Annotated in this window: 12 protein-coding genes and 3 pseudogenes; 10 read left to right on the top strand and 5 right to left on the bottom strand. The window is 60.7% G+C overall.

The window, feature by feature from the left end; all coding sequences use genetic code 11:
• Positions 1–883 precede the first annotated feature (883 nt).
• Positions 884–3,814: a DEAD/DEAH box helicase gene (locus AT699_RS23790; protein WP_058207471.1), complete on the top strand. Its 2,931-nt coding sequence runs from the start codon at positions 884–886 to the stop codon at positions 3,812–3,814.
• Positions 3,815–4,758: 944 nt separating this feature from the next.
• Here AT699_RS23790 and AT699_RS23785 read toward each other — a convergent pair.
• Positions 4,759–5,658: a LysR family transcriptional regulator gene (locus AT699_RS23785; protein ID WP_024070090.1), complete on the bottom strand. Its 900-nt coding sequence runs from the start codon at positions 5,656–5,658 to the stop codon at positions 4,759–4,761.
• A 103-nt stretch (positions 5,659–5,761) separates the two neighbouring features.
• On the opposite strand from AT699_RS23785, the gene AT699_RS23780 reads away from it, so the two are divergent.
• The 5 genes from AT699_RS23780 (at position 5,762) to AT699_RS23765 (ending at position 11,979) form a co-directional block, all read left to right on the top strand.
• Positions 5,762–6,922, top strand: coding sequence for an acyl-CoA dehydrogenase family protein (locus AT699_RS23780; RefSeq protein WP_024070089.1), 1,161 nt, complete (start codon positions 5,762–5,764; stop codon positions 6,920–6,922).
• 8 nt (positions 6,923–6,930) lie between these two features.
• Positions 6,931–7,350 (top strand): enoyl-CoA hydratase/isomerase family protein, encoded by a 420-nt coding sequence (locus tag AT699_RS32295; RefSeq protein ID WP_024070088.1) that lies wholly within the window; start codon positions 6,931–6,933, stop codon positions 7,348–7,350.
• Between the two features lie 26 nt (positions 7,351–7,376).
• A complete protein-coding gene (locus tag AT699_RS23775) occupies positions 7,377–8,978 on the top strand; it encodes a 3-hydroxyacyl-CoA dehydrogenase (RefSeq protein ID WP_024070087.1) in 1,602 nt (533 codons plus the stop codon).
• A gap of 13 nt (positions 8,979–8,991) precedes the next feature.
• Positions 8,992–10,200: a 3-oxoadipyl-CoA thiolase gene (gene pcaF / locus AT699_RS23770; protein ID WP_024070086.1), complete on the top strand. Its 1,209-nt coding sequence runs from the start codon at positions 8,992–8,994 to the stop codon at positions 10,198–10,200.
• A gap of 105 nt (positions 10,201–10,305) precedes the next feature.
• Positions 10,306–11,979, top strand: a complete 1,674-nt coding sequence (locus tag AT699_RS23765; RefSeq protein WP_024070085.1) for an electron transfer flavoprotein-ubiquinone oxidoreductase — start codon at positions 10,306–10,308, stop codon at positions 11,977–11,979.
• Between the two features lie 296 nt (positions 11,980–12,275).
• Here AT699_RS23765 and AT699_RS23760 read toward each other — a convergent pair.
• Both AT699_RS23760 and AT699_RS31720 read right to left on the bottom strand, forming a co-directional pair.
• Positions 12,276–12,881, bottom strand: a pseudogene (locus AT699_RS23760) (branched-chain amino acid ABC transporter permease); the annotation flags it as partial.
• A 35-nt stretch (positions 12,882–12,916) separates the two neighbouring features.
• A pseudogene (locus tag AT699_RS31720) lies at positions 12,917–13,431 on the bottom strand (branched-chain amino acid ABC transporter permease); the annotation flags it as partial.
• A gap of 16 nt (positions 13,432–13,447) precedes the next feature.
• Between AT699_RS31720 and AT699_RS32290 the strand changes: the two are divergent.
• Both AT699_RS32290 and AT699_RS23745 read left to right on the top strand, forming a co-directional pair.
• Positions 13,448–13,858 (top strand): annotated as a pseudogene (locus tag AT699_RS32290) (threonine ammonia-lyase, biosynthetic); the annotation flags it as partial.
• Positions 13,859–14,343: 485 nt separating this feature from the next.
• Positions 14,344–14,841, top strand: a complete 498-nt coding sequence (locus AT699_RS23745) for a MarR family winged helix-turn-helix transcriptional regulator (RefSeq protein ID WP_049051136.1) — start codon at positions 14,344–14,346, stop codon at positions 14,839–14,841.
• 459 nt (positions 14,842–15,300) lie between these two features.
• On the opposite strand, the gene AT699_RS23740 is transcribed toward AT699_RS23745, so the two are convergent.
• Positions 15,301–15,597, bottom strand: a complete 297-nt coding sequence (locus tag AT699_RS23740) for an HIT family protein (RefSeq protein ID WP_197602767.1) — start codon at positions 15,595–15,597, stop codon at positions 15,301–15,303.
• 125 nt (positions 15,598–15,722) lie between these two features.
• On the bottom strand, positions 15,723–16,712 hold the full coding sequence (locus tag AT699_RS23735) for an NADPH:quinone oxidoreductase family protein (protein WP_026384015.1): 990 nt from the start codon (positions 16,710–16,712) through the stop codon (positions 15,723–15,725).
• Between the two features lie 347 nt (positions 16,713–17,059).
• Here AT699_RS23735 and AT699_RS23730 point away from each other — a divergent pair, with 347 nt between their 5' ends.
• Positions 17,060–18,409 carry an MFS transporter gene (locus tag AT699_RS23730; RefSeq protein ID WP_024070079.1) on the top strand — a complete coding sequence of 450 codons (1,350 nt, stop codon included), beginning with the start codon at positions 17,060–17,062 and terminating at the stop codon, positions 18,407–18,409.
• Between the two features lie 325 nt (positions 18,410–18,734).
• The gene (locus AT699_RS23725; protein WP_026384014.1) at positions 18,735–20,765 is read left to right on the top strand and encodes an NADPH-dependent 2,4-dienoyl-CoA reductase; all 2,031 of its coding nucleotides are present in this window, start codon (positions 18,735–18,737) and stop codon (positions 20,763–20,765) included.
• Positions 20,766–20,778: the final 13 nt, after the last annotated feature.

Genomic DNA, 20,778 nt, shown 5'->3' with positions numbered 1-20,778 from the left:
TCGCGTTTCAGAAACAGAGCGCGAGACCGCGCAGAACGCGCTCTGGGCTGCAATGACTCTGAAGTGGCTGCTACCCCGTCACCCGAGGTGTTTCGACCGCTCATGCGGGCTGTGGACGCGTCTAAGCACCATCACTGCATCTACGAGGGCGTCCCATCTGGAATTGGTCCGGCCTGTTGTGGCTTATCAGGTCAGACAGCGGCGCAGACGCTGTTGACACTGGCGTAGCCAGTAAAAGATTTGGGATTGGGAATGGGATTGGGATTGGTAGCTTTGCATCCGGTTTGCACTGGGTTCGAAAGTAAAACCTGGCCATAACCTGCTGGGTTTCCGCTACAGGCCCCCAGTTTCCCTCGCTTCGTGGGTATTTCTACTATGAGGATGGCCATGGATCCTGTGTCAGCGGCGCTCATGGACCTCAAGATCTGAGCAACTGTGCTGGGGCACAGCGCGCTCCTTTACGCCGTGTTTCAGAACCAAATTGGTCGAGTGCCGCTCTAGGTTTTGATGTGGGAACCGGCGGTTAACCAAGTAGGAACCCAGCAGGATCCCAACGGGTTTCCTGTTACGAACGATGTTGCGTTGCGCTGCGGATTCTCAGTTCATATCCGGCGGTGATTGCTATCATCAGGCGTACCGATAGGGCTGTGTTTGTGGAGAAAAGCGTATGGACTTGGGTACTACGGTGATGCTCGGAGTACTTGTAGCTGTTATCGCATTCGGCCTTTGGGTCGCGAATAACATCGCTCGTTCCGAAGGGCGCAACAAAGAAGACCATCAGACCTGAAGCGGCAATAATTCGGAGTAGGTCTCAAAAATTAGGCTGGCTTGTTATGTTCTTTGAAGTAACAATTGGTCATCTAGTTCATTCCGGGAGGGGAACGTGGCCGATTTCTTCATTGAACATAGCCACATGCTGGCTTTGAAACCCATTAGCAGTCCGAACTCGGGTTTTAGGCCAGGCCAGTTGGGCGCTCTTCATTCTGTGGCGGCCCACTTTTCGGTCTACGACGAGCCGGCCATAGTGTCTTTGCCGACTGGATATGGGAAGACTGCCGTGATCATGGCGCTTCCTTTTTTGTTGGGCTCAAACCGTGTGCTGGTGGTGGAACCCACGGATGTGCTGAGACGACAGACCTCGGCCCACTTCGGTGAACTGTCGACGCTACGCAAGCTCAAGGTCTTACCGGCGGAGGCAGGAAATCCTCATGTACATCCACAGAAGGGCAGGCCATTGAGCGCCGATGAATGGCTTGCCTTTCAAACTTTCGATGTGGTCGTGTCCACGCCAGCGAGCACCTCGCCGGTCCTGGAGCCCGTAAGTCCCGCAGATCTATTCGATTTGATTATCTTTGACGAGGCGCACCATGCTCCAGCAGACACTTGGAGTGCGTATCTCGGTCACTACTCCCGCGCCAAGTTTGTCTTCTTGACGGCTACTCCATTCAGGCGCGATAAAAAGGCAATTCCGGGTCGTCTGGCATATAGCTATCCAGTTTCCAAGGCGTCTCGCGAACAAGCGTTTGGGAGTGTCTCCTTTCGTCCAGCGCCTGTGCATAACGATCACGATGAGGACGAGGTGGACCTTGCCATCGCAAGGGTGGCGATTGCACAGTTGCGGGAAGATCAGGCGCAAGGATTCGACCATCGACTGTTTGCGCGAGCATCCTCGATATCCGCTGCTAGGAAGCTGACGGGGATTTACGCCGGGCTGGGGGCGAGGGTAGAAGCGATCGACAGCGGAATTTCCAAACGGAGGCAGGAGCAACTGGAGGTCTCCTTGCTCCAGGGCGAGCTGGAGGGAATAGTCTGCGTTGACATGTTCGGGGAGGGCTATGACTTTCCAAAGCTGAAGATCGCAGCACTCCATGCGCCGCACCGCTCCCTAGTTCCAACGATACAGTTCATAGGTCGGTTTGCGCGAACAAATGATGAACGCACGGGCAACGCTACTTTAGTGTCGACTGTGAGTCGTCTGCAAGATGCCACCGCAAGGCTCTTTCAAGAGGGAGTGGACATCGCTTCCCTTATCGACGAAGAGGCGAGGCGTCAGCTCGCCGAAGGGGCTGCCGATGAATCAATCTTGGAGATCTTGAAGCCGAAGAGGCAGACAGTCTCGGACTACGACGCCGTGTCGCCAATGTCATTTGAGCTATATGCCCATGCTCGAATCTTTCAGTGCGACGTGGCCCCGGACTTCACTTTGTTTGAGGCATTGATAGGGCGAAGGCTTCACTTGGCTAAGCAGTGGATCTCGGATGATGGGTTGATCACACTGCTTTTGACCGTCGACCATGAGCCGCCGAACTGGGCGACTGCTGACGTGCTTGTAAATGTACGACACGACGTTTTCCTGCTGGCCTACAACGCTGCTACACGGTTGTGCTTCATCGGCTCCACTCGTAGAACAGATCGCTTATATATCGCACTAATGCAGGTCGTGGCCAAGGATCACCATAGACCTTTGAGCTTCGAGGAGACCATCCGTGCGCGCGCCGGCCTCACGGATATGCGCTTCTACGCTGTTGGCTTGCGTAACACGGCCGTAAATTCGCAAGCAGAATCCTATCGCATGCTAACTGGACCTCGTGCTGAGCGAGCGGTCACGCCGGGCGATGGGCGCGCCTACGTACAAGGACATTACTTTGGGAGTGGATTGGAAGATGGCGAGCGTGAAACCATCGGAGCAAGCAGTAACTCGCGTATATGGAGCAATCAACGTCTCTCCGTATCGCAATACCTTGAGTGGATATCGAAGCTGAACAATCGCTTGAATGGCGACGAAACGCTAGCAGAGTCTCAGCTAGATCTCGTCCAGCATTCGCGGACGTTGCGGCGAATCCCAGATGTTGTTATTGGTGGAAGTTGGTCGCGCAATGCCTACAAGCAGGCGCATCGGTTGAGATATCGACGTGTTGGGCAGCAGCAGTGGCTCTATCGCCAAATCACTGATCTAGAGCTCTCGTCATTCGCCTCAGGACCTGATGGCCTGGATTTCGAAATCGTCTCGGACTCAGATGCGGTGCCCTACCGCATGTCTTTAGCCGGGGGCGCATTGTTTCGACAGCACGGCGCTGGTTGGGAAGTCGAAATATCTAGCACGCACGATGACTGGTTGGATTTTGACCAGTGGCTTTCTATGCATCCTCCAATCTTTTACGCAGCCGACAAGTCATCGTTCGAAGGGATGAACTGCTACCCGCCTCCGAAGCTGGCCAGCAATCGGCTTCTTGATGAGGACGTCGAGAACCCTGGGTGGGATGGCTGTGAGATCGGTAGAGAGTTTGACGCCGATAATCCCGAACGAATGACCGTCCACAGACATTTGGAATTGTGGATCAGGGCGAAGGAAAATCTCGAGGTCCTCGTTTATGACCACAGGACTGGGGAGGCCGCCGACTACATCGCGGTCACACGAGAAGAAGACGACAGAGTCCTCGTGAGTCTGTATCACTGCAAGGGAGCTGGGGGCGAACCAAATGGTGCCCGTGTTGACGACGTCTACGAAGTCACCTGCCAGCTACTAAAGTCAGTTGTTTATTGCGAATCCCGTGTGTTGGTCGAGCATGTGGAGCATCGGATAAATGAAAGGCGGCATAGGCGTCCGTCAGTCTTCAAGGTCGGCAATCTTGCAATGTTGCAAGAGATCTTGCTGAACCGGAGCGCGGACAAAGTCATTTTCGCCATCTATGGCGTGCAGCCGGGGATTTCGAAAGGACAGATTGATGCCCACCTCGCTGATCTTATGGCCTTCAGTATTGACTACGTGAAAAGAGGGGGCGCGGCCGTTGGGAAGTGGTTGGTGAATGCATAGCCGAGACTTCCATCAGGTGAGGCCGCGTTTGGCACGGGAGACTTAAGGGCGTGGGCGCAACACTGAAGTGGTTTCTGAACAAACTTGGACAACTGCTCGCAACGCGTCGAAGGTGGCCCAGATGCAACAAATGTACTGGGAGAGCTTTGCCGTGCTTCGCGGTGCCGATGACCAGGCGGACCAGCGGCTCTCCGCTTCGCACACTGAATAAAACCTGTCGAGGAGTGCGGCGGCTGGTCCAGGTTCGGCTCTGTGGGCGATCTTATTCCGTACCGTATTGAGTTGCTCCGCAGCAACCCAGCATGCGCCCTCATTAAAGTGTCCGGCGACTGCTCTTGCCAAGCACAAGGCATTGGAGAATGTGAGCTTCGCTTCGTCAAAGTAGCGAGGGTTGGCGACTGACGAACGGGTGATGGATCGTAGTTGCTCTTCGACCAGGAGGTGCCCTTTCAGTATTACTGTGAGTTCGTCCGCTGTTGGAGGAACGAGCCGAAAAAATCGTTCGTCATTCTCCGCAAAATCGGCTTTATGGTTGGCAGGACTCTTCACGGGGGCGCTCGCATGAGATATAGGGGCGCGACGAGGTTAGCGCGCAGTAGAGGGTAGGAGCAATCTCGGCTTTGGCAGGGACTACCTTATCTCTTGCTAGGCGGAATTCACCAGCCCGAACTTTCACCTGATGTCTGTGGTCTCGGCTCCGAACGAGGTACGGTCGTACCTGGGAAAGTTGCGTACCGTACATTCCTTCATGTAGGTACGGTATCGCGCGCTGATGCGCACACCTAGGCGACACTGTCGCACGTCATTGATTCTCCGACGAAAGTTCTGGCTTCGGGGCGCTGGATGCGCAGCGGTCAGGTCAACTGAGACGCGGCGTTGTCGGGTTGGCAGTTCAGTCCAGATCAAAGCTACTAGAAATGTCTAGAGCGAACTCCGGTGCAACCCTACGTCGACCAAGACCGTGCCTTCTGGACGACAAAGTCGATGAGCGTGCGGGTTGCAACGGTTTGATAGGCGCCTGGCATCCGCAGCAGGAACATGCGGGTACCGAACACGCTCAGGCGCCAATCGGACAAAGCGGTGACCATGCGTCCCTCGGCAACATCCTGGCGGACGACATAGTCAGGGACGAGACCGACGCCCAGGCTGGCGAGGATGGCCTCCCGAAGGAACTGGAAGTTCTCCGATGCCAGGGTGGGGTGCAGCGTCAGTTCGCGCCGTTCCTCACCGTCTTGATAGGCCGAGACTCTCAGTTTGCGCCCCGCCACGGCCGACGTGATCAGGGGAACATCGCCGAGTTCCTCCAGCCGCTCTGGCATCGCGTGCCCGCGGGCGTAGTCGATCGATGCGCAGGTGACGTAGCGCACCTGGGCCAGCTCGATGGCCACCATCTGTTGGGGAGGCTCCGACATAACGCGTACCGCGATGTCCACTTCTTCGCGCAGGAGATCGTCGACGCGATTGTCGAACAGCAGATCGAGATCGATGTCAGGATAGAGGCGCTTGAACTCGATCAGCCAACTGGACATCACCATGTGCCCGAATCCGGTGGGCAAGCTGAGCCGAACCGCGCCATGCAGGCTTTTGCCGAACACCGCCACCGACTCCTTGGCTGCGAGTACTTCATTGCGAATGACGCACCCGTGGTGGTAGAGGCGTTGGCCAATGTCCGTGAGCTCCACACGCCGCGTCGTGCGCCGCATCAGCTGCATCCCGACCGACCTTTCAAGCTGGGTCAGGTGATAACTGATATTGGCCCGGCTCATCTTCATGTTCCGCGCGGCCAGGCTGAGATTCCCTGCTTCCACGATGTCGACGAAGAGTGTGAGTGCGTGGGCGTCCATGAATCCTATATGTCGAAAATTTTGAACAGTATGTTCATTTTATTTCCAATTGTCAAGTTAATTCGATCGTTAAACAATCCTGTCCATTCAAAGGAGACCCCTCATGGCGCTTGATCAAGAAACCTTCCAACTGCTGAAAGACAGCGTTCAACGCTTCGTCCGCGAGCGGCTGGTGCCCGCCGAAAACCATCTCGAAGAGCACGACGAAGTGCCGACCGACATCGTGGCCGACATGAAAGAGCTCGGCTTGTTCGGCATCTCGATTCCCGAGGAGTACGGCGGCATTGGCCTGTCGATGGCCCAGGAGTGCGAGGTCGCCTATGAGCTTGGCCAGACAGCGCTTGCGTTCCGCTCGGTAGCGGGGACGAACATTGGCATCGGCTCGCAAGGCATCCTGATGGATGGCACGCCCGAACAGAAGGCCGAATACCTGCCGCGCATCGCCAGCGGAGAATTGATCATCTCCTTCGCGCTCACGGAACCCGATGCGGGGTCGGATGCGGCATCGTTAAAGACCAAGGCCGTGGCTGATGGCAGCGACTACGTGATCAGTGGTACGAAGCGCTTTATCACCAATGCGCCGCGCGCAGGTGCCTTCACGCTGATGGCACGCACCGGCGGCCCGGGGGCGGGTGGCATTTCCGCCTTCGTCGTCCCGGCCGGTCTGCCGGGTTTGACCCTCGGTAAGCCCGACAAGAAGATGGGACAGAAAGGCACGCGCACTTGCGACGTCAATCTCGACAACGTGCGGGTTCCCGCCGTCAACATCATCGGCGGCGAAGCAGGCAAGGGTTTCAAGACGGCGATGAAGGTGCTCGACCGCGGTCGCCTGCACATCTCGGCCCTGGCCTGCGGCATGGCACAGCGCATCCTGCAGGAGGGCGTGGCCTATGCGCAGCAGCGCAAGCAGTTCGGCCAGCGCATCGGCGACTTTCAGTTGGTACAGGCAATGCTGGCCGACAGCCAGGCCGAACTGCTGGCCGGCTGGGCGCTGGTGCGTGAAACCGCGCAGCGCTACGACGCCAAGCCCTTTGGGGTCACCGATCCGGAAGTGAGCATGCGCGCCTCGTGCACCAAGATGTTCACGACCGAAATGGTGGGCCGCGTCGCTGACCGTGGCGTGCAGATCCACGGCGGCTCGGGCTACATCAACGAGTTTCCGGTCGAGCGCTTCTATCGCGATGTGCGCCTGCTGCGCCTGTATGAAGGCACGACGCAGATCCAGCAACTCGTCATCGGCAAGCAACTGATGAAGGCCGAGTGAGGTTGACCATGCTGGACATCCGCAACGGCATCGCCGTCATCACCCTGGACAACCCGCCCGTCAACAGCCTGGGCCACGCGTTGCGCGAACACATCGTGCAGCAGCTCGACGCCGCGGAGGCCGATTCCGCCGTGCGAGGCATTGTGCTGGCCGGTAGCGAAAATGCATTCTCTGCCGGCGCTGATGTGACCGAGTTCGGCACGCCGCACCAGTTGCAGGAGCCCATCCTGCGCACGGTCGTCGCTCGTCTGGAAGCGAGCAGCAAGCCAGTTGTTGCGGCCATCTCCGGCGTTGCCTTGGGCGGTGGTCTGGAGCTGGCACTGGGCTGCCATGGGCGTATAGTCCAGGAAAGGGCCCGTATCGGGCTTCCCGAGATTACGTTGGGCCTGATCCCCGGACCTCAGCGCATGAGCGACTGCCTCGCCTAGTAGGCATTGCCGCAGCTCATGCGCTGATGTCCGGCGGTCAGCCCCAAGGCGCTCGACAACTCGCCACGTCGGGCCTGTTCGACGATGTGGTGACCGGCGACGTCATTGGCGCAGCAGCTGCGCGCGCGACGGTGCTCGCTGAAAAGGGCGCTCCTTATCCACGGGCTCGGGATGGCGAACTCGATGCTGCGGAGGTGCAGTCCACGGTGGCCGCGCAGCGGGCAAAGCTCACCGCCCGCCAGAAGCTGCAGCCGGCTTATGGCGCGCTGCTTGCCGCCCTGGCTGCGTCTACGCTGCCGTTCGACGCAGGCCTGCAGAAGGAGCGGGACCTGTTTCTGGCTCTTGTGCCTACTACGGCCGCCCAGGCGCAGCGCTACCAGTTCAAAGTCGAGCGGGAAGCCACCAAGCTGCCGCCGGCGTTCCAGGTGCCCGCGCGGGAGGTGCGTTCCATCGCTGTGATCGGGGCCGGAACCATGGGCTCAGGCATCGCCATCTCGGCGCTTGATGTTGGTTTGGCCGTGCTGCTGCTGGAGCAGGACGGAGCTGCGCTGGAACGAGGGCGGCAACGCATTGCCGACCACTACCGTGAACGCGTCGCAGCGGGCAAGCTCTCGGCCGACGCCGCGTCGTCCAACGAGGCACGCCTTCAGGCCAGCCTTGAATGGGAACGTCTGCAGCAGGCCGACCTGGTGATCGAGGCCGTCTTTGAAGACCTGGCTGTCAAGCAGGAGGTCTTTCGCAAGATCGACGTCCATGCGCGGCCGGGCGCTGTCCTGGCGACGAACACCTCCTACCTCGACATCGACCCGATCGCTGCAGCCACTTCCCGCCCGCAGGACGTGCTGGGGCTGCATTTCTTCAGCCCGGCGAACGTGATGAAGCTGCTTGAGGTGGTGCGCGGCGCAAAGACCGCCCCGGGCGTGCTGTCCACCGGCATGGCGCTCGGTGCTACCCTGAAGAAGATGCCGGTGCTGACTGGGAATGCCTTCGGCTTTATCGGCAACCGGATCTACAACGCCTACCGCCGCCAATGCGAGTTCATGCTCGAGGATGGTGCCTGGCCCGAGGACGTGGATACTGCGCTGACGGGGCTGGGCTTTGCGATGGGGCCGTTCGCCGTGGCCGATCTCTCCGGCCTCGACATTGCCTGGCGTATGCGCAAGGCGCAGGCGGCGACGCGTGATCCGCGTGAGCGCTACGTGTCCATTCTGGATCAGCTGTGCGAGGCCGGACGCCTGGGGCGCAAGACCGGCGCGGGCTACTACGCCTATGTGGACGGCAAGCAGGTGAAAGCCATCGATGCCACTGTTCGCGGTGTGATCGAGCAGGCGAGTGCGCAACGCGGCATCATCCGGCGTGCGCTTGCTCCCGAAGAGATCCAACGCCGGGCCTTGCTCGCCATGGTCAACGAGGCCGCCTTGCTGTTCGCCGAAGGAGTGGCATCCCGCCCCAGCGACATCGACGTGGTGCTGGTGCAAGGCTATGGATTCCCGCGTTGGGAGGGTGGCCCGGTGTTTTGGGCTCGCCAGCAGGATCGCTCCCAGCTCGAGAGCGACCTCCAACGTCTGGCGGATGAGGCCGGTTTCGGCTTCTCTCTGGGCAACCTCGAACCACTACTTTCAACCTGATTCAAAGACTATCATGAACACTTCCCAAGCCTTCATCTGCGACGCCGTGCGCACCCCCTTCGGCCGCTACGGCGGCGCCCTGGCCGGCGTGCGCACCGACGACCTCGGCGCCGTGCCCATCAAGGCCCTGATGGATCGCAACCCCAACGTGGACTGGACCGCCGTGGCCGACGTGCTCTACGGTTGCGCCAACCAGGCCGGCGAGGACAACCGCAACGTGGCGCGCATGTCGTCGCTGCTGGCCGGCCTGCCCATCGACGTGCCCGGCGCCACTATCAACCGCCTGTGCGGCTCGGGCCTCGATGCCGTCGGCTCGGCCGCGCGCGCCATCAAGGCCGGCGAGGCCCGCCTGATGATCGCCGGCGGCGTGGAGAGCATGAGCCGCGCCCCCTTTGTCATGCCCAAGGCCGAGAGCGCCTTCAGCCGCAGCAACGCGGTATACGACACCACCATAGGCTGGCGCTTCGTCAACAAGCTGATGAAGGCACAGTGCGGCGTGGACCCTATGCCAGAAACGGCCGAGAACGTGGCCGACGACTTCAGGATCGAGCGCGCCGCCCAGGACCGCATGGCCCTGGCCTCGCAGCAGAAAGCCGCCGCCGCCATTGCCGCCGGCTACCTGGCGAAAGAGATCGTGCCCGTGTCCATCGCCCAGAAGAAGGGCGCCCCCATCGTCGTGAGCCAGGACGAGCACCCCCGCGCCACCAGCATCGAAGCGCTGGCCAAGCTCAAGGGCGTGGTGCGCCCCGATGGCTCGGTGACCGCCGGCAACGCCAGCGGCGTGAACGACGGCGCCTGCGCCCTGCTGCTGGCCAATGAAGAGGCCGCCAAGCAGTATGGCCTCACGCCGCGCGCCCGCGTGGTCGGCATGGCCACCGCCGGCGTGGCGCCGCGCATCATGGGCTTCGGCCCCGCGCCCGCCGTGCGCAAGGTGCTGCAGCTCACCGGCCTGTCGCTGGCGCAGATGGACGTGATCGAGCTGAACGAAGCTTTTGCCGCCCAGGGCCTGGCAGTGCTGCGCGACCTCGGCATCGCCGACGACGACCAGCGCGTCAACCAGTGGGGCGGCGCGATTGCGCTGGGCCACCCGCTGGGCGCCTCGGGCGCGCGCCTGGCCACCACGGCCGTGAACCAGCTGCACACGCTGGGCGGCCGCTACGCGCTGTGCACCATGTGCATCGGCGTGGGCCAGGGCATCGCTGTCACTTTCGAAAAAGTCTGACGTTCCAAGCCAATTGATCACCGCGTCATCGGGCGCGGTGGGCCGCTTTCCCGAACGAGGAATAGTGGCGCAGACAGAAATACAGTCATTGGAGACTACCTATATATGAGCCCTGAGGACATTCTGAGTACCTACGGCCCGCGTGAAGCGATGGAGTACGACGTGGTCATCGTCGGCGGTGGCCCGGCCGGTCTCGCCACGGCCATCAGGCTCAAGCAACTCAGGCCCGACGCCCGCGTCGTCGTGCTGGAGAAGGGGTCGGAGCCCGGCGCCCACATCCTGTCGGGCGCGGTCATGGACCCGCGCGCCATTGACGAGCTGTTCCCGAACTGGAAGGAGCTGGGCGCCCCGCTGAGCCAGCCTGTTACCGGCGACGACGTGCTCTTCCTGTCCGAGTCGGGAACTAGTCGCACGCCCCACTGGCTGGTGCCGCGCAACTTCCACAACCACGGCTGCTACGTCATCAGCCTATCCGACGTCACCAAGTGGCTGGCGCAGCAGGCGGAGAACCTGGGCGTCGAGATCTTCCCCGGCTTCGCTGCCGCCGAGATGCTCTACGACGAGCAGGGCCGCGTGAGAGGCGTGGCCACCGGCAATATGGGCCTGGGCAAGGACGGCGAGCCGACCGACCATTTCCAGCTCGGCATGGAGCTGCTGGGCAAGTACACCGTCTTCGCCGAGGGCGCGCGCGGCCATCTGGGCAAGCAGTTGCTCAGCCGCTTCAAGCTGACCGAAGGCAAGGACACGCAGACCTTCGCCATCGGCATCAAGGAGCTGTGGGAGATCCCCGCCTACAAGGCCCAGCCCGGCAAGGTAGTGCACACCGCCGGCTGGCCGATGGAGGGCGACACCTTCGGCGGCGGCTTCCTCTACCACCTCGAAGGCAACCGCGTAACGCTGGGCTTCGTCATCGGGCTGGACTACACGAACCCCTACCTCAGCCCCTTCGAGGAGATGCAGCGCTGGAAGACCCACCCGGCCATCGCCGCGCACATCGAAGGCGGCAAGCGCATCGGCTACGGCGCCCGCGCCATCAACAACGGCACGCCCCAGGCCCTGCCCAAGACCGTGTTTCCGGGCGGTTGCCTGGTCGGCTGCGACGCTGGCTATCTGAACGCAGCCCGCATCAAGGGCAGCCATGCCGCCATCAAGAGCGGCATGTTGGCCGCCGAGGCGCTCAGCGCCGCGCTGGAAGCCGGGCGCGCCCAGGACGAGCTGAGCGCCTACCCCGAGGCCTTCGACAAGAGCTGGCTGAGCGAAGAGCTGCAGCAGACGCGCAACTTCAAGCTCTGGTTCAAGAAGGGCAAGACCGCCGGACAACTGATGACCGGCATCGAGCAGTGGCTGCTGCCAAAGCTGGGCGTCAAGAGCCCGCTTTGGACCCTGCACAACCACAAAGCCGACCACAACGCGCTGCGCCCGGCGAGCGAGTTCTCGCCGATCAGCTACCCGAAGCCCGACGGCAAGCTGAGCTTCGACCGTTTGTCCTCGGTGTTCATCAGCAACACTAACCACGAGGAAAGCCAGCCGGCCCACCTGACGCTGAAGGATGCGGCGGTGCCGGTACAAGTCAACCTCGCAAAGTTCGCCGGCCCCGAGAGCCGCTATTGCCCGGCCGGCGTCTACGAGTTCGTGAAGAACGACGACAACAGCGACCGCCTGCAGATCAACGCGCAGAACTGCGTGCACTGCAAGACCTGCGACATCAAGGACCCGACGCAGAACATCATCTGGGTCACCCCAGAGGGCGGTGGCGGTCCGAATTACGCGGGGATGTAGCTCGGGGGCGTTTCCCGCTTGACGGCGCTGCGGCTTGCGTGCAATGACTGTTGCCGTCCGTTGTGAAGGTCCGCCGTGCAAATGCTCAAGTGGAAGCCCGGCGTGCACAGAAGGAGACCAACGGCTGTGTGGAGCGACCAGTTCCGGTCATTAGCGCATCAGGCTTCTTCGTAATCGAGCAACCCGTTGTCGAGCACCAAGATCCCGGGCTCAATTACCAGGCACCGGAAACCCGCAAGCCTTTGTGCCTCCCACCAGATGTCGGTGCAGAGTGTTTCCTCGGGATAAACCGGCTACGCCAGCAGCTTGTAGTGCGACACGTCGTAGCCGAGAGAGATGGCACGGGGCTCGTTTTCGCGGATCGCGGTCAGCAGCGCATGTCCGAAAGGCGAGTGGATGATTCGATGGATGAGCCAGAAGCCCGCCGCGCAGACGACGAGCACGAAGAAGTACATCGCGAGGTTGTCGGAGAGGTCGAGGACACCGAACAAGCGGTCGCGAGGCACACCCTGGATTCCTTCCTCGCCACCCGTGAAGGGGAGTTGCAGGGCCAGGAAGAAGATTAGCTGCGAGAGCGCCAGTGTGATCATGGCGAAGTAGATGCTGGCGCTGCGCACGGCAATCCAGCCGAATATCGCGTCCAGTACAAGCGCATACAGCGCACCCGCCAGGATGCCGAGCTCCGGTGTCAGACCCCAGTGCTGGACGACCGCCGCGCAGATGTAGGCGGCGCCACCGAAGAAGGCGGCGTGACCGAAGGAAAGCACGCCGCCGAAGCCGAGCAAGAGGTTGAACGCCGTGGCGAACAGCGCGAAGCACAGGACTTTCATCAGGAAAGTCGGGTAGATGAAGATGGGGGCCGCGATGGCCAGCAGGATCAGGAGGGGGTAACGCGCGCGCATGCGGAGATTCCTTGGATTCGAGTTGAACGCGCCGCTCAGGCCGTCTTGCCGAAGAGACCGGCGTGACGTACCAGCAGGATCATGACCATGACGACGAAGATGACGATGGCCGACGCCCGGGATAGAAGACCTTGGTCAGACCTTCGAGCAGACCAAGTCCGAGACCGGTCACGATGGAGCCCAGGATCGAGCCCATGCCTCCGATCACGACGACAGCGAACACCACGATGATCAGGTTCGATCCCATGACGGGGTTGACCTGCATGATGGGCGCCGCCAGCACCCCGGCATAAGCCGCCAGCGCAACGCCGACCGCATACGTCGCGGTCACCATGACGGGCACGTTGATCCCCAGCGCTTGCGTCAGCCGAGGGCGTTCGGTGGCTGCGCGCAGCCGTGCTCCAAGGGGCGTGCGCTCAATCACGTACCAAGTCGCGAAGCACACGATCAGGGATGCGACCACGACGCATGCGCGATACAGGGGTAGGTACATGATGCCGATGTCCACGCCGCCTTGCAGCGCTGCAGGGACGGGATAGGGCGCTCCATTCCGCGTTACGCAGGCGCTAGTTGACGACTTCGTCGTCGATACCGACGCCGCCTGTGCTGCGATCAAAGATGTGTTCGAAGATACTCGCCGCCTCCTCGAACGCTCGGGCGCCCTGGGCGTGGCAGCCATCAAGAAATAAGCGGCCGAGCACGGCTGCAAAGGCCAAAACTTCATCGCCATCACCTCGGGCGCGAACATGAACTTCGGCCGGCTGCGCTTTGTCGTTGAGCGCGCCGAGGTCGGCGGGCAGCGCGAGGCTCTGTTCGCTGTCACTATCCCGGAGGCGCGCGGCAGCTTCCGGCGCTTCTGCGAGTTGCTCGGGCCGCGTAGCGTCACCGAGTCCAACTATCGCATCGCCGATGCCGAGGTCGCTCAGATCTTTGTCGGCGTTGCTATCAGTAGGCCCGACGAGGTTGAAAAGCTCGCACCACCTTCTGCAAAGCCGGGTTGAAGAAGGGCGAGGGACGCAGAAAGCGAACGTGCGAACCGGTTGGGAATAGGGGCGAATTCGGATGGTGTGACAAGGGGGCAGCGATCATCCAACATCCAGCCTTTCGGGCGCCGCCATTGGTGCGGTAGTACGCCGAGATGCGATGACGACTCTCGGGAAGCGCCTGTGGGACTGACTGTCGGTCGAACGGTCGGTGCGGCGCCGGTACGTGCAGCGCCCCATGCCTCGACGGGCACTTGACCGGCAATTTGGGCGCTGCCTTCAATCGAACGGGTATTTATGTCAACATCCTTGCGCAAAGCTGCTAAGATGGACAAGGGGTTGTCGATGCTCGCGGCGCAAAGAGGAGACGCGCCTTCATGGGTCGCGGTACGGTGGCCATCCATCGTTCCCGTGAGTTGTTCAGCTACCTGAAGGCTCGATTCTGAACTATTTGAAGCTCCCCGACTAGTAACCTGCGCATGTCTGATAACGAAAACTACGATCAATCGGTTTCCGCCGTTCACAACCGATTGTTTTTTCGGCTGTTCCAAGCTGGCAACACTTTGGATCGCCAGTCCGTCAAGGAGCTTGGCATCACCACAGTCCAGTGGGCGACGCTGGGAGCCTTGTCGCGACCCCAGGTGAAAGATGGAATGTCGTTCTCCGACCTTGCGGACTATCTGGTCGTAAGCCGCCAAAGTCTTGATGGAGTTCTCAAGCGCTTGGAGCGTGAAGGGCATGTGGCGCGCGTCGTGGATCCAACTGATAGGCGTGCCAAGAAAGTCGTGATGCTGCCCCCGGGGCGGGCGTTCTGGGACGGAATCCAGCCAAGAATCTATGAGTTCTATCGTCAAGCGGTGGCAAGCTTTCGCTTCGACGACAAGATATCTCTGCTGTACCACATCAACCAGCTCAATGACGGGATGTCGAAGGTTGCCCTCGGGATGGGGGCCAACTCTGAGGAAGGTGAAGGCTAGAACAAGAACGAGATTGCGAGACGAGCTATCGTCCGCTGTGTCAGACGTCGCGTTCTGGATGGGTGTCATGGTTTGGGAGCCCCTTAGCCAGAGGGGGGCGATGCAATGCAACGGCAATTCAAGCGTTTGCTTGATCATCGATCAAGGAATGTCGGTCTGCACGCGCCGAACTCCGTTGGCGAAAGTCAGGTGCTGGTCTAGGAATCGTCGAAAGTCTTCGAGATCGCAGTGCGATGAAAGTGCGAGGCAAGCTCACTTCGGGGGGGGCTAACACTGCGACATAGCGGTGGATCACTCCCATGTCTTCCAGCATCAGTACTTTGCGAACGCAGAGGAGGGAGACAGCCCTACCTCCTGGGCCAAGTCAGTGTTTGAGACCCGGCCGGGGCATTCGCGGGGGTGTTTATCGATGGCTGAATATAGCGGGGCATCCGAGACGACGTTTGCGGCTGGTTGGGGCTAAACGAAGCCAGTCAACCGGGAGGCCCGCGACTGGAGTTCCGTCAACGACGGCTCTTTGCGCGGCCATCTCAGTGTCACGCCGTCACCATCATGGCGCGGCAGCACGTGCAGATGGACAGGCGGCACTGTTTGCCAACCCGCTGGTCTTTTCGTCTGCATCATGGTGATGCCATCCGGATGGAATGCGGCTTCGATGGTGCGTGCGATTCGCGCTGCGGTCCGGAGCAGCGCGCCAGCTGTCTCGTCGTCGAGGTCGGGAATGTTTTCGACCTGCGCTTTGGTGGCCGCGATCACATGGTCAGCGTTGCCTAGCCTGGTCCATGAAGCTGGTCGCCAAATCGTCCTCGTAGACGATGGCAGTGGGAACCCCGCGCCGAATGATACGGGGTGATCGTGGCGCTCATTTGTGCACCGCGCTATTAGATGGTTAAGACGAGCTTCCCAATCACCCCTCTTGACGCAAGCCGGGCCGCTGCGTCTGCGAAAGATTCGAGAGGAAACGTTTGCGTGATGTGCGGGCGCACGAACCCCTGAACGTAGAGTTCGTTCAGTTTCGCTTGGGCATCTGCGACGAGTTCGGGCGAGTGCGTTGGATAGTCCGTCCACTGCATGCCGGCGACGGAGATGTTCTTGAGCAGCAGGTAGGAGCCTTTGATCACCGGAATCTTGCCGGCGACGAACCCGATGATCACTGCCCGGCCGCGCCGCGCGAGGGCGCGAATGCACGCATCGAACACATCGCCGCCTACGGGATCCAGAAATACGTCGACACCTTTACCGCTGGTGGCTCGATGTACTTGTTCGCGAAGGGACTCGGCAAGGTTGGCTGCGGACAGGTCAATTACCTCGTCGGCTCCAGATTGGCGCACCGCTTCCGCCTGGACCTCAGAGGTGACGCCCGCGAGAACTTTCGCCCCGAGCCCTTTGGCGATCTGAATGGCAGCCAGGCCAACACCCCCGGCAGCTCCACTGATCAGCACGGTCTCCCCCTTGCGGAGGCCGCCGCGATCCGTGAGTGCAAAGAACGCCGTCTGGTACACGAGGCCCATCGCAGCCGCATCGGCGAAAGCAATTTCGGACGGAATCTTGTGTGCGCTCGCCTGAGGAACGCACAGGCGACTTGCGAAGCAACCATTCTCCACCAGCGCCACGACGTGGTCGCCAGTTTTGAGTGATCGCACGTTCGAACCGACGGTCTCCACGATGCCGGCTGCGTCCTTTCCGGGAATGAACGGACGTTCGGGAAGGACCTGGTATTTCCCGCTCATGACCAGGAGATCGGGAAAGTTGAGAGACGCGGCTTTGACACTGATCAGGACGTCGTCGGGGCCGACAACCGGATCGGCCACCTCTTCGACGTGGTGTGTGCGAGGGTCTTCGCTGAACTGACGGATGAGTACGGCTTTCATGCTGCTCGGAAGAGGTAAGGGTGACTGTGTCGCGCCTCGAACTGAGTTCGAGTGCCTCCGTTTTGCAGACGAAGGTATCGTGTAGGTCCATGCTATTACGTAATCATCATTTCATAATTCGCCATACACCTCTTGTTAAAAGTTAGTACAAACCCCCGGATTTCACAAAATTATATGACAAGACATTGATGTAAATGGCGAGCTCTGCAAAGATCACGTCGTCGTGAGAACGATGGATTGCGCGGAGAGCCTGTGCTGGCCGCTTGTGCTTCGCGTGAGCGAGCCGACGGAGCAAGTCTTGGGCGTGGTTCCGATGCATCCCTACCGAAACAAAGGAGACAAGACCGATGCGAGAGATCAACGTGCACGAACTTGCCGATGGGGCCAAGTTCAATCGCTTCCATGCCAAAGTGCTGGCTTGGTGCTTTCTGGTCATCATCATTGATGGCTATGACCTGGCGGTCGCTGGAGCGGCGCTTCCAGCGATCATGAAGGAGATGGGTGTGGAAGCCGCGACCGCAGGCTTCATGGCCAGCTCGGCACTGTTCGGGATGATGTTCGGTGCCATCTTTCTGGGTGCGCTGTCGGACAAGATCGGCCGCCGTTGGACGATCTCGCTGTGCGTGTTTCTCTTCAGCGTGTTCACTGCAGCAGCAGGGCTGACCAAAGATCCTGTCACCTTCAGCATCGCGCGCTTCATAGCGGGGCTGGGCATCGGCGGCGTGATGCCGAACATCACAGCCCAGATGACTGAGTACGCACCCAAGCGAATCCGGAGTTTCCTGACGACCGTGATGTTTTCCGGCTACGCCATCGGCGGCATTCTGGCTGCGGTGCTGGGAAAGCAATTCATCGCGCAGTTCGGTTGGCAGATCGTGTTCTTTGCCGCTGGTGTCCCGGTCCTGCTGATCCCCTTTATCCTAAAGTCGATGCCTGAATCGCTGTCGTTTTTGGTATCCAGCCGCGACAGTGCGCAACTGCGTCAGATCGTCCAATCCATCGATCCGGGGTTCAAGGTCGGCGCCGACGATACCTTCCGTCCGCCTCGCGCAACCAATGCTGGGTCCGGTGTCACCGTAGCGCAGCTGTTTCAGGATGGCCGCGGACTGAGCACCGTGATGTTCTGGGTGGCTTTCTTCACTGGCTTGTTCATGATCTACGCGCTCAGCACCTGGCTGACGAAGCTGATGGCCATGTCGGGCTACAGCCTCGGCTCCGCATTGAGTTTTGTCATCGCACTCAATGTGGGGGCAGTGATCGGATCGATCGGCGGCGGGTGGCTTGCGGACCGGTTTCACATCAAATGGGTAGTGGTCTGCATGTACGCGCTGGGCGGAGTCTTCCTGTACATGATCACGCTGAAAACCTCGACGGAGGTGCTCTATTTCATCATCGCAGCGGTTGGGGCTTGCTCGACTGGGGCACAAATCGTTGTCTACGCCTACAGCGGCCAGTACTACCCGTCGGACATTCGGTCCACCGGCATCGGAATGGCGTCGGGCATTGGGCGCATGGGTGCGATCGCGGCGCCTTTGCTGATCGGGTTGATCGTGTCCCTGCAACTACCTCTTGAGCAGAACTTCCTGGTTATCGGTGCCGCAGGCGTTGTGGGAGCGATTGCGCTTGCGTGCATCAACCATGGCCGATCGGCTTCGGAACTGACCCCCAAGACCCTCAATACGAGTGCCACCATGTGAGTGGCATGGATGGCAGGGCCTCGCGGTCTAGCCAGTTGCTACGCCGCCGTGCTGCTAGCCCAACCTCGCTTTGCCGAGGGAGGGCCGCGCATCGAATGCGAGTTCAACGCCTAGTTCGGCTTTCCCGGACGCCTGGAGGAGCCGTCACCGTCGGAGCACAGATTGTTCCCATTTGTGTAGTGATATTGATGGTTGTTTTGCTTGATTCACTAATTGATTTAGATATTAACCCTGTATTTTTAAAATAATTTACGTCATGATCTTGACGTAAATTGGTGGAACGAGGATTATTGCAGTCACCCCAGACCCACCACGAGAGACAAACATGTCAACCTATCCACACCTCCTGAGCCCCCTGCGCGTCGCTGGGGTCGATCTGCCGAATCGCATGGTGATGGGCGCAATGCATACGCGCCTGGAAACGATGGATCGTCCCCATCAAAGACTGGCGGCCTTCTACGCGGCCCGTGCCGCGGGTGAGATCGGCCTCATCCTTACCGGCGGCTACTCCCCCGTGCCCGAAGGGGTGATGGATGAAGGTGGTCTGGTGCTGCAAAAGCCCGAGGATTTGGGCGAGCACCGCGCGATCACCTCGGCAGTGAATGAGGCCGGTGGACGCATCGTCCTGCAGATTCTTCACGCAGGCCGTTATGCCAAGGTGTCCACCTGTGTGGCGCCGTCGGCCGGCAAGGCTCGGATCAACGTCTTTCCTCCACGTGCGCTGACGACCGAAGAGGTCTGGGCAACGGTCGAGGGCTTTGCGAACACGTCGGCACTGGCAGAGCAGGCAGGCTACGTGGGTGTCGAGATCATGGGCTCCGAGGGCTATCTGATCAACGAGTTCACCGCAGCGTTGACCAATCAGCGCGACGACGAGTTCGGCGGCGACTTCGATCGCCGGATCCGCTTCCCCCTTGAAATCGTGAAGGCCGTGCGGGCGCGGGTCTCGCCCGAATTCATGGTCATTTACCGCATCTCGTCCATCGACCTGATGGATGGGGGTATGACCGGCGAGGAAGTGGCCGAATTCGCCCGCCGGGTCGAGGCAGCGGGTGCTGACATGATCAATACCGGCATCGGCTGGCACGAGTCGTCCGTGCCGACTATGGCAGCGCCGGTCCCGCGTGCGGCATGGATCGACGCGATCCGCAACGTGAAGCGTGCGGTCGGTATTCCGGTGATGGCGTCCAACCGTATCAATGCGCCTGATGTGGCTGAGGAGATCATCGCTTCTGGCGCTGCGGATCTGGTTTCGATGGCCCGTCCGCTGCTCGCCGACCCCGAGTTCGCCCGCAAGACGCGCGAGAACCGCGCCGACGAGATCAATACCTGCATCGCCTGCAACCAGGCCTGCTTGGACCGCATCTTTACCGACCGCGTGGCGACTTGCCTGGTGAACCCGAGGGCAGGGCGCGAGATCGAGTTCGACGATAGCAAGACCACCGCGCCCAAGCATTTCGCCGTTGTCGGTGGCGGGCCTGCCGGCATGGCCTTCGCGATCAATGCTGCGCAGCGTGGTCATCGAGTCACCCTGTTTGAGGCAGGCGATCAGCTCGGTGGCCAACTGAACATGGCTCGCAAAGTACCGGGTAAGAACGAGTTCAACGAAATGCTGCGCTACTTCCGGGTCTCGCTGGAGCGCCTGAAGGTCGCGGTGCATCTGAAAACCCGTGTTGATGCGGAGGATCTGGCAGCACGTGTGCGTTCGGGCGAGTTCGACGAGGTGGTGATCGCAACGGGCGTGACACCGCGCGAGCCCGACATCAAGGGCCTTGATCACCCGAAGGTGGTCAGCTACCTGGATGTGCTGGCCAACGGCGCACCAGTGGGCAGCAAGGTCGCCATCATCGGCGCGGGCGGGATCGGCTTCGACGTGGCCGAGTACCTGGTCGGCAGTGCCGAGGAGTCGCTCAAGCCGAAGGCATTCATGGATGCCTGGGGTGTGGATACGGCCATTCGCAGCGCGGGGGGGCTCAAGGCGCCTGCGCAGCACGGCACCGCGCGCGTCATCCACATGTTCCAGCGCAAGCCCGAGTCACTGGGCAAGAACTTGGGCAAATCCACAGGGTGGATTCTCAAGGCCAAGCTGCGCAAGGCGGACGTGGCGATGACGGCCGGAGCAAGTTACCAGGCCGTTGACGACCAGGGTCTGCACTACAGCGTGAATGGCGAGGCTCGCGTATTGGACGCGGACACCGTCATCCTTTGTGCGGGACAGCTCTCGAACCGGACGCTGTTCGATGGGTTGGCCGAGCGAGGCGTCAAGCCCCACGTGATCGGCGGAGCCGATGTTGCTGCCGAATTGGACGCATTGCGCGCCATCGACCAGGCAACGCGTCTGGCCGTTTCGTTCTGACTTTGCCAGCCCT

Source organism: Achromobacter xylosoxidans, from assembly GCF_001457475.1.
GTDB classification, from domain to species: domain Bacteria; phylum Pseudomonadota; class Gammaproteobacteria; order Burkholderiales; family Burkholderiaceae_B; genus Achromobacter; species Achromobacter xylosoxidans.
Note: the sequence above shows the minus strand (reverse complement) of the source record. Positions and strands in the feature narration are given on the sequence as shown.

Excerpts from the sequence above, each read along its gene's own strand:
- AT699_RS23780 (WP_024070089.1), top strand. The coding sequence starts at position 5,762 with ATGGCGCTTGATCAAGAAACCTTCCAACTGCTGAAAGACAGCGTTCAA.
- AT699_RS32295 (WP_024070088.1), top strand. The coding sequence starts at position 6,931 with ATGCTGGACATCCGCAACGGCATCGCCGTCATCACCCTGGACAACCCG.
- AT699_RS23785 (WP_024070090.1), bottom strand. The coding sequence starts at position 5,658 with ATGGACGCCCACGCACTCACACTCTTCGTCGACATCGTGGAAGCAGGG.
- AT699_RS23735 (WP_026384015.1), bottom strand. The coding sequence starts at position 16,712 with ATGAAAGCCGTACTCATCCGTCAGTTCAGCGAAGACCCTCGCACACAC.
- pcaF (WP_024070086.1), top strand. The coding sequence starts at position 8,992 with ATGAACACTTCCCAAGCCTTCATCTGCGACGCCGTGCGCACCCCCTTC.
- AT699_RS23745 (WP_049051136.1), top strand. The coding sequence starts at position 14,344 with ATGTCTGATAACGAAAACTACGATCAATCGGTTTCCGCCGTTCACAAC.
- AT699_RS23730 (WP_024070079.1), top strand. The coding sequence starts at position 17,060 with ATGCGAGAGATCAACGTGCACGAACTTGCCGATGGGGCCAAGTTCAAT.
- AT699_RS23725 (WP_026384014.1), top strand. The coding sequence starts at position 18,735 with ATGTCAACCTATCCACACCTCCTGAGCCCCCTGCGCGTCGCTGGGGTC.
- AT699_RS23765 (WP_024070085.1), top strand. The coding sequence starts at position 10,306 with ATGAGCCCTGAGGACATTCTGAGTACCTACGGCCCGCGTGAAGCGATG.
- AT699_RS23775 (WP_024070087.1), top strand. The coding sequence starts at position 7,377 with ATGTCCGGCGGTCAGCCCCAAGGCGCTCGACAACTCGCCACGTCGGGC.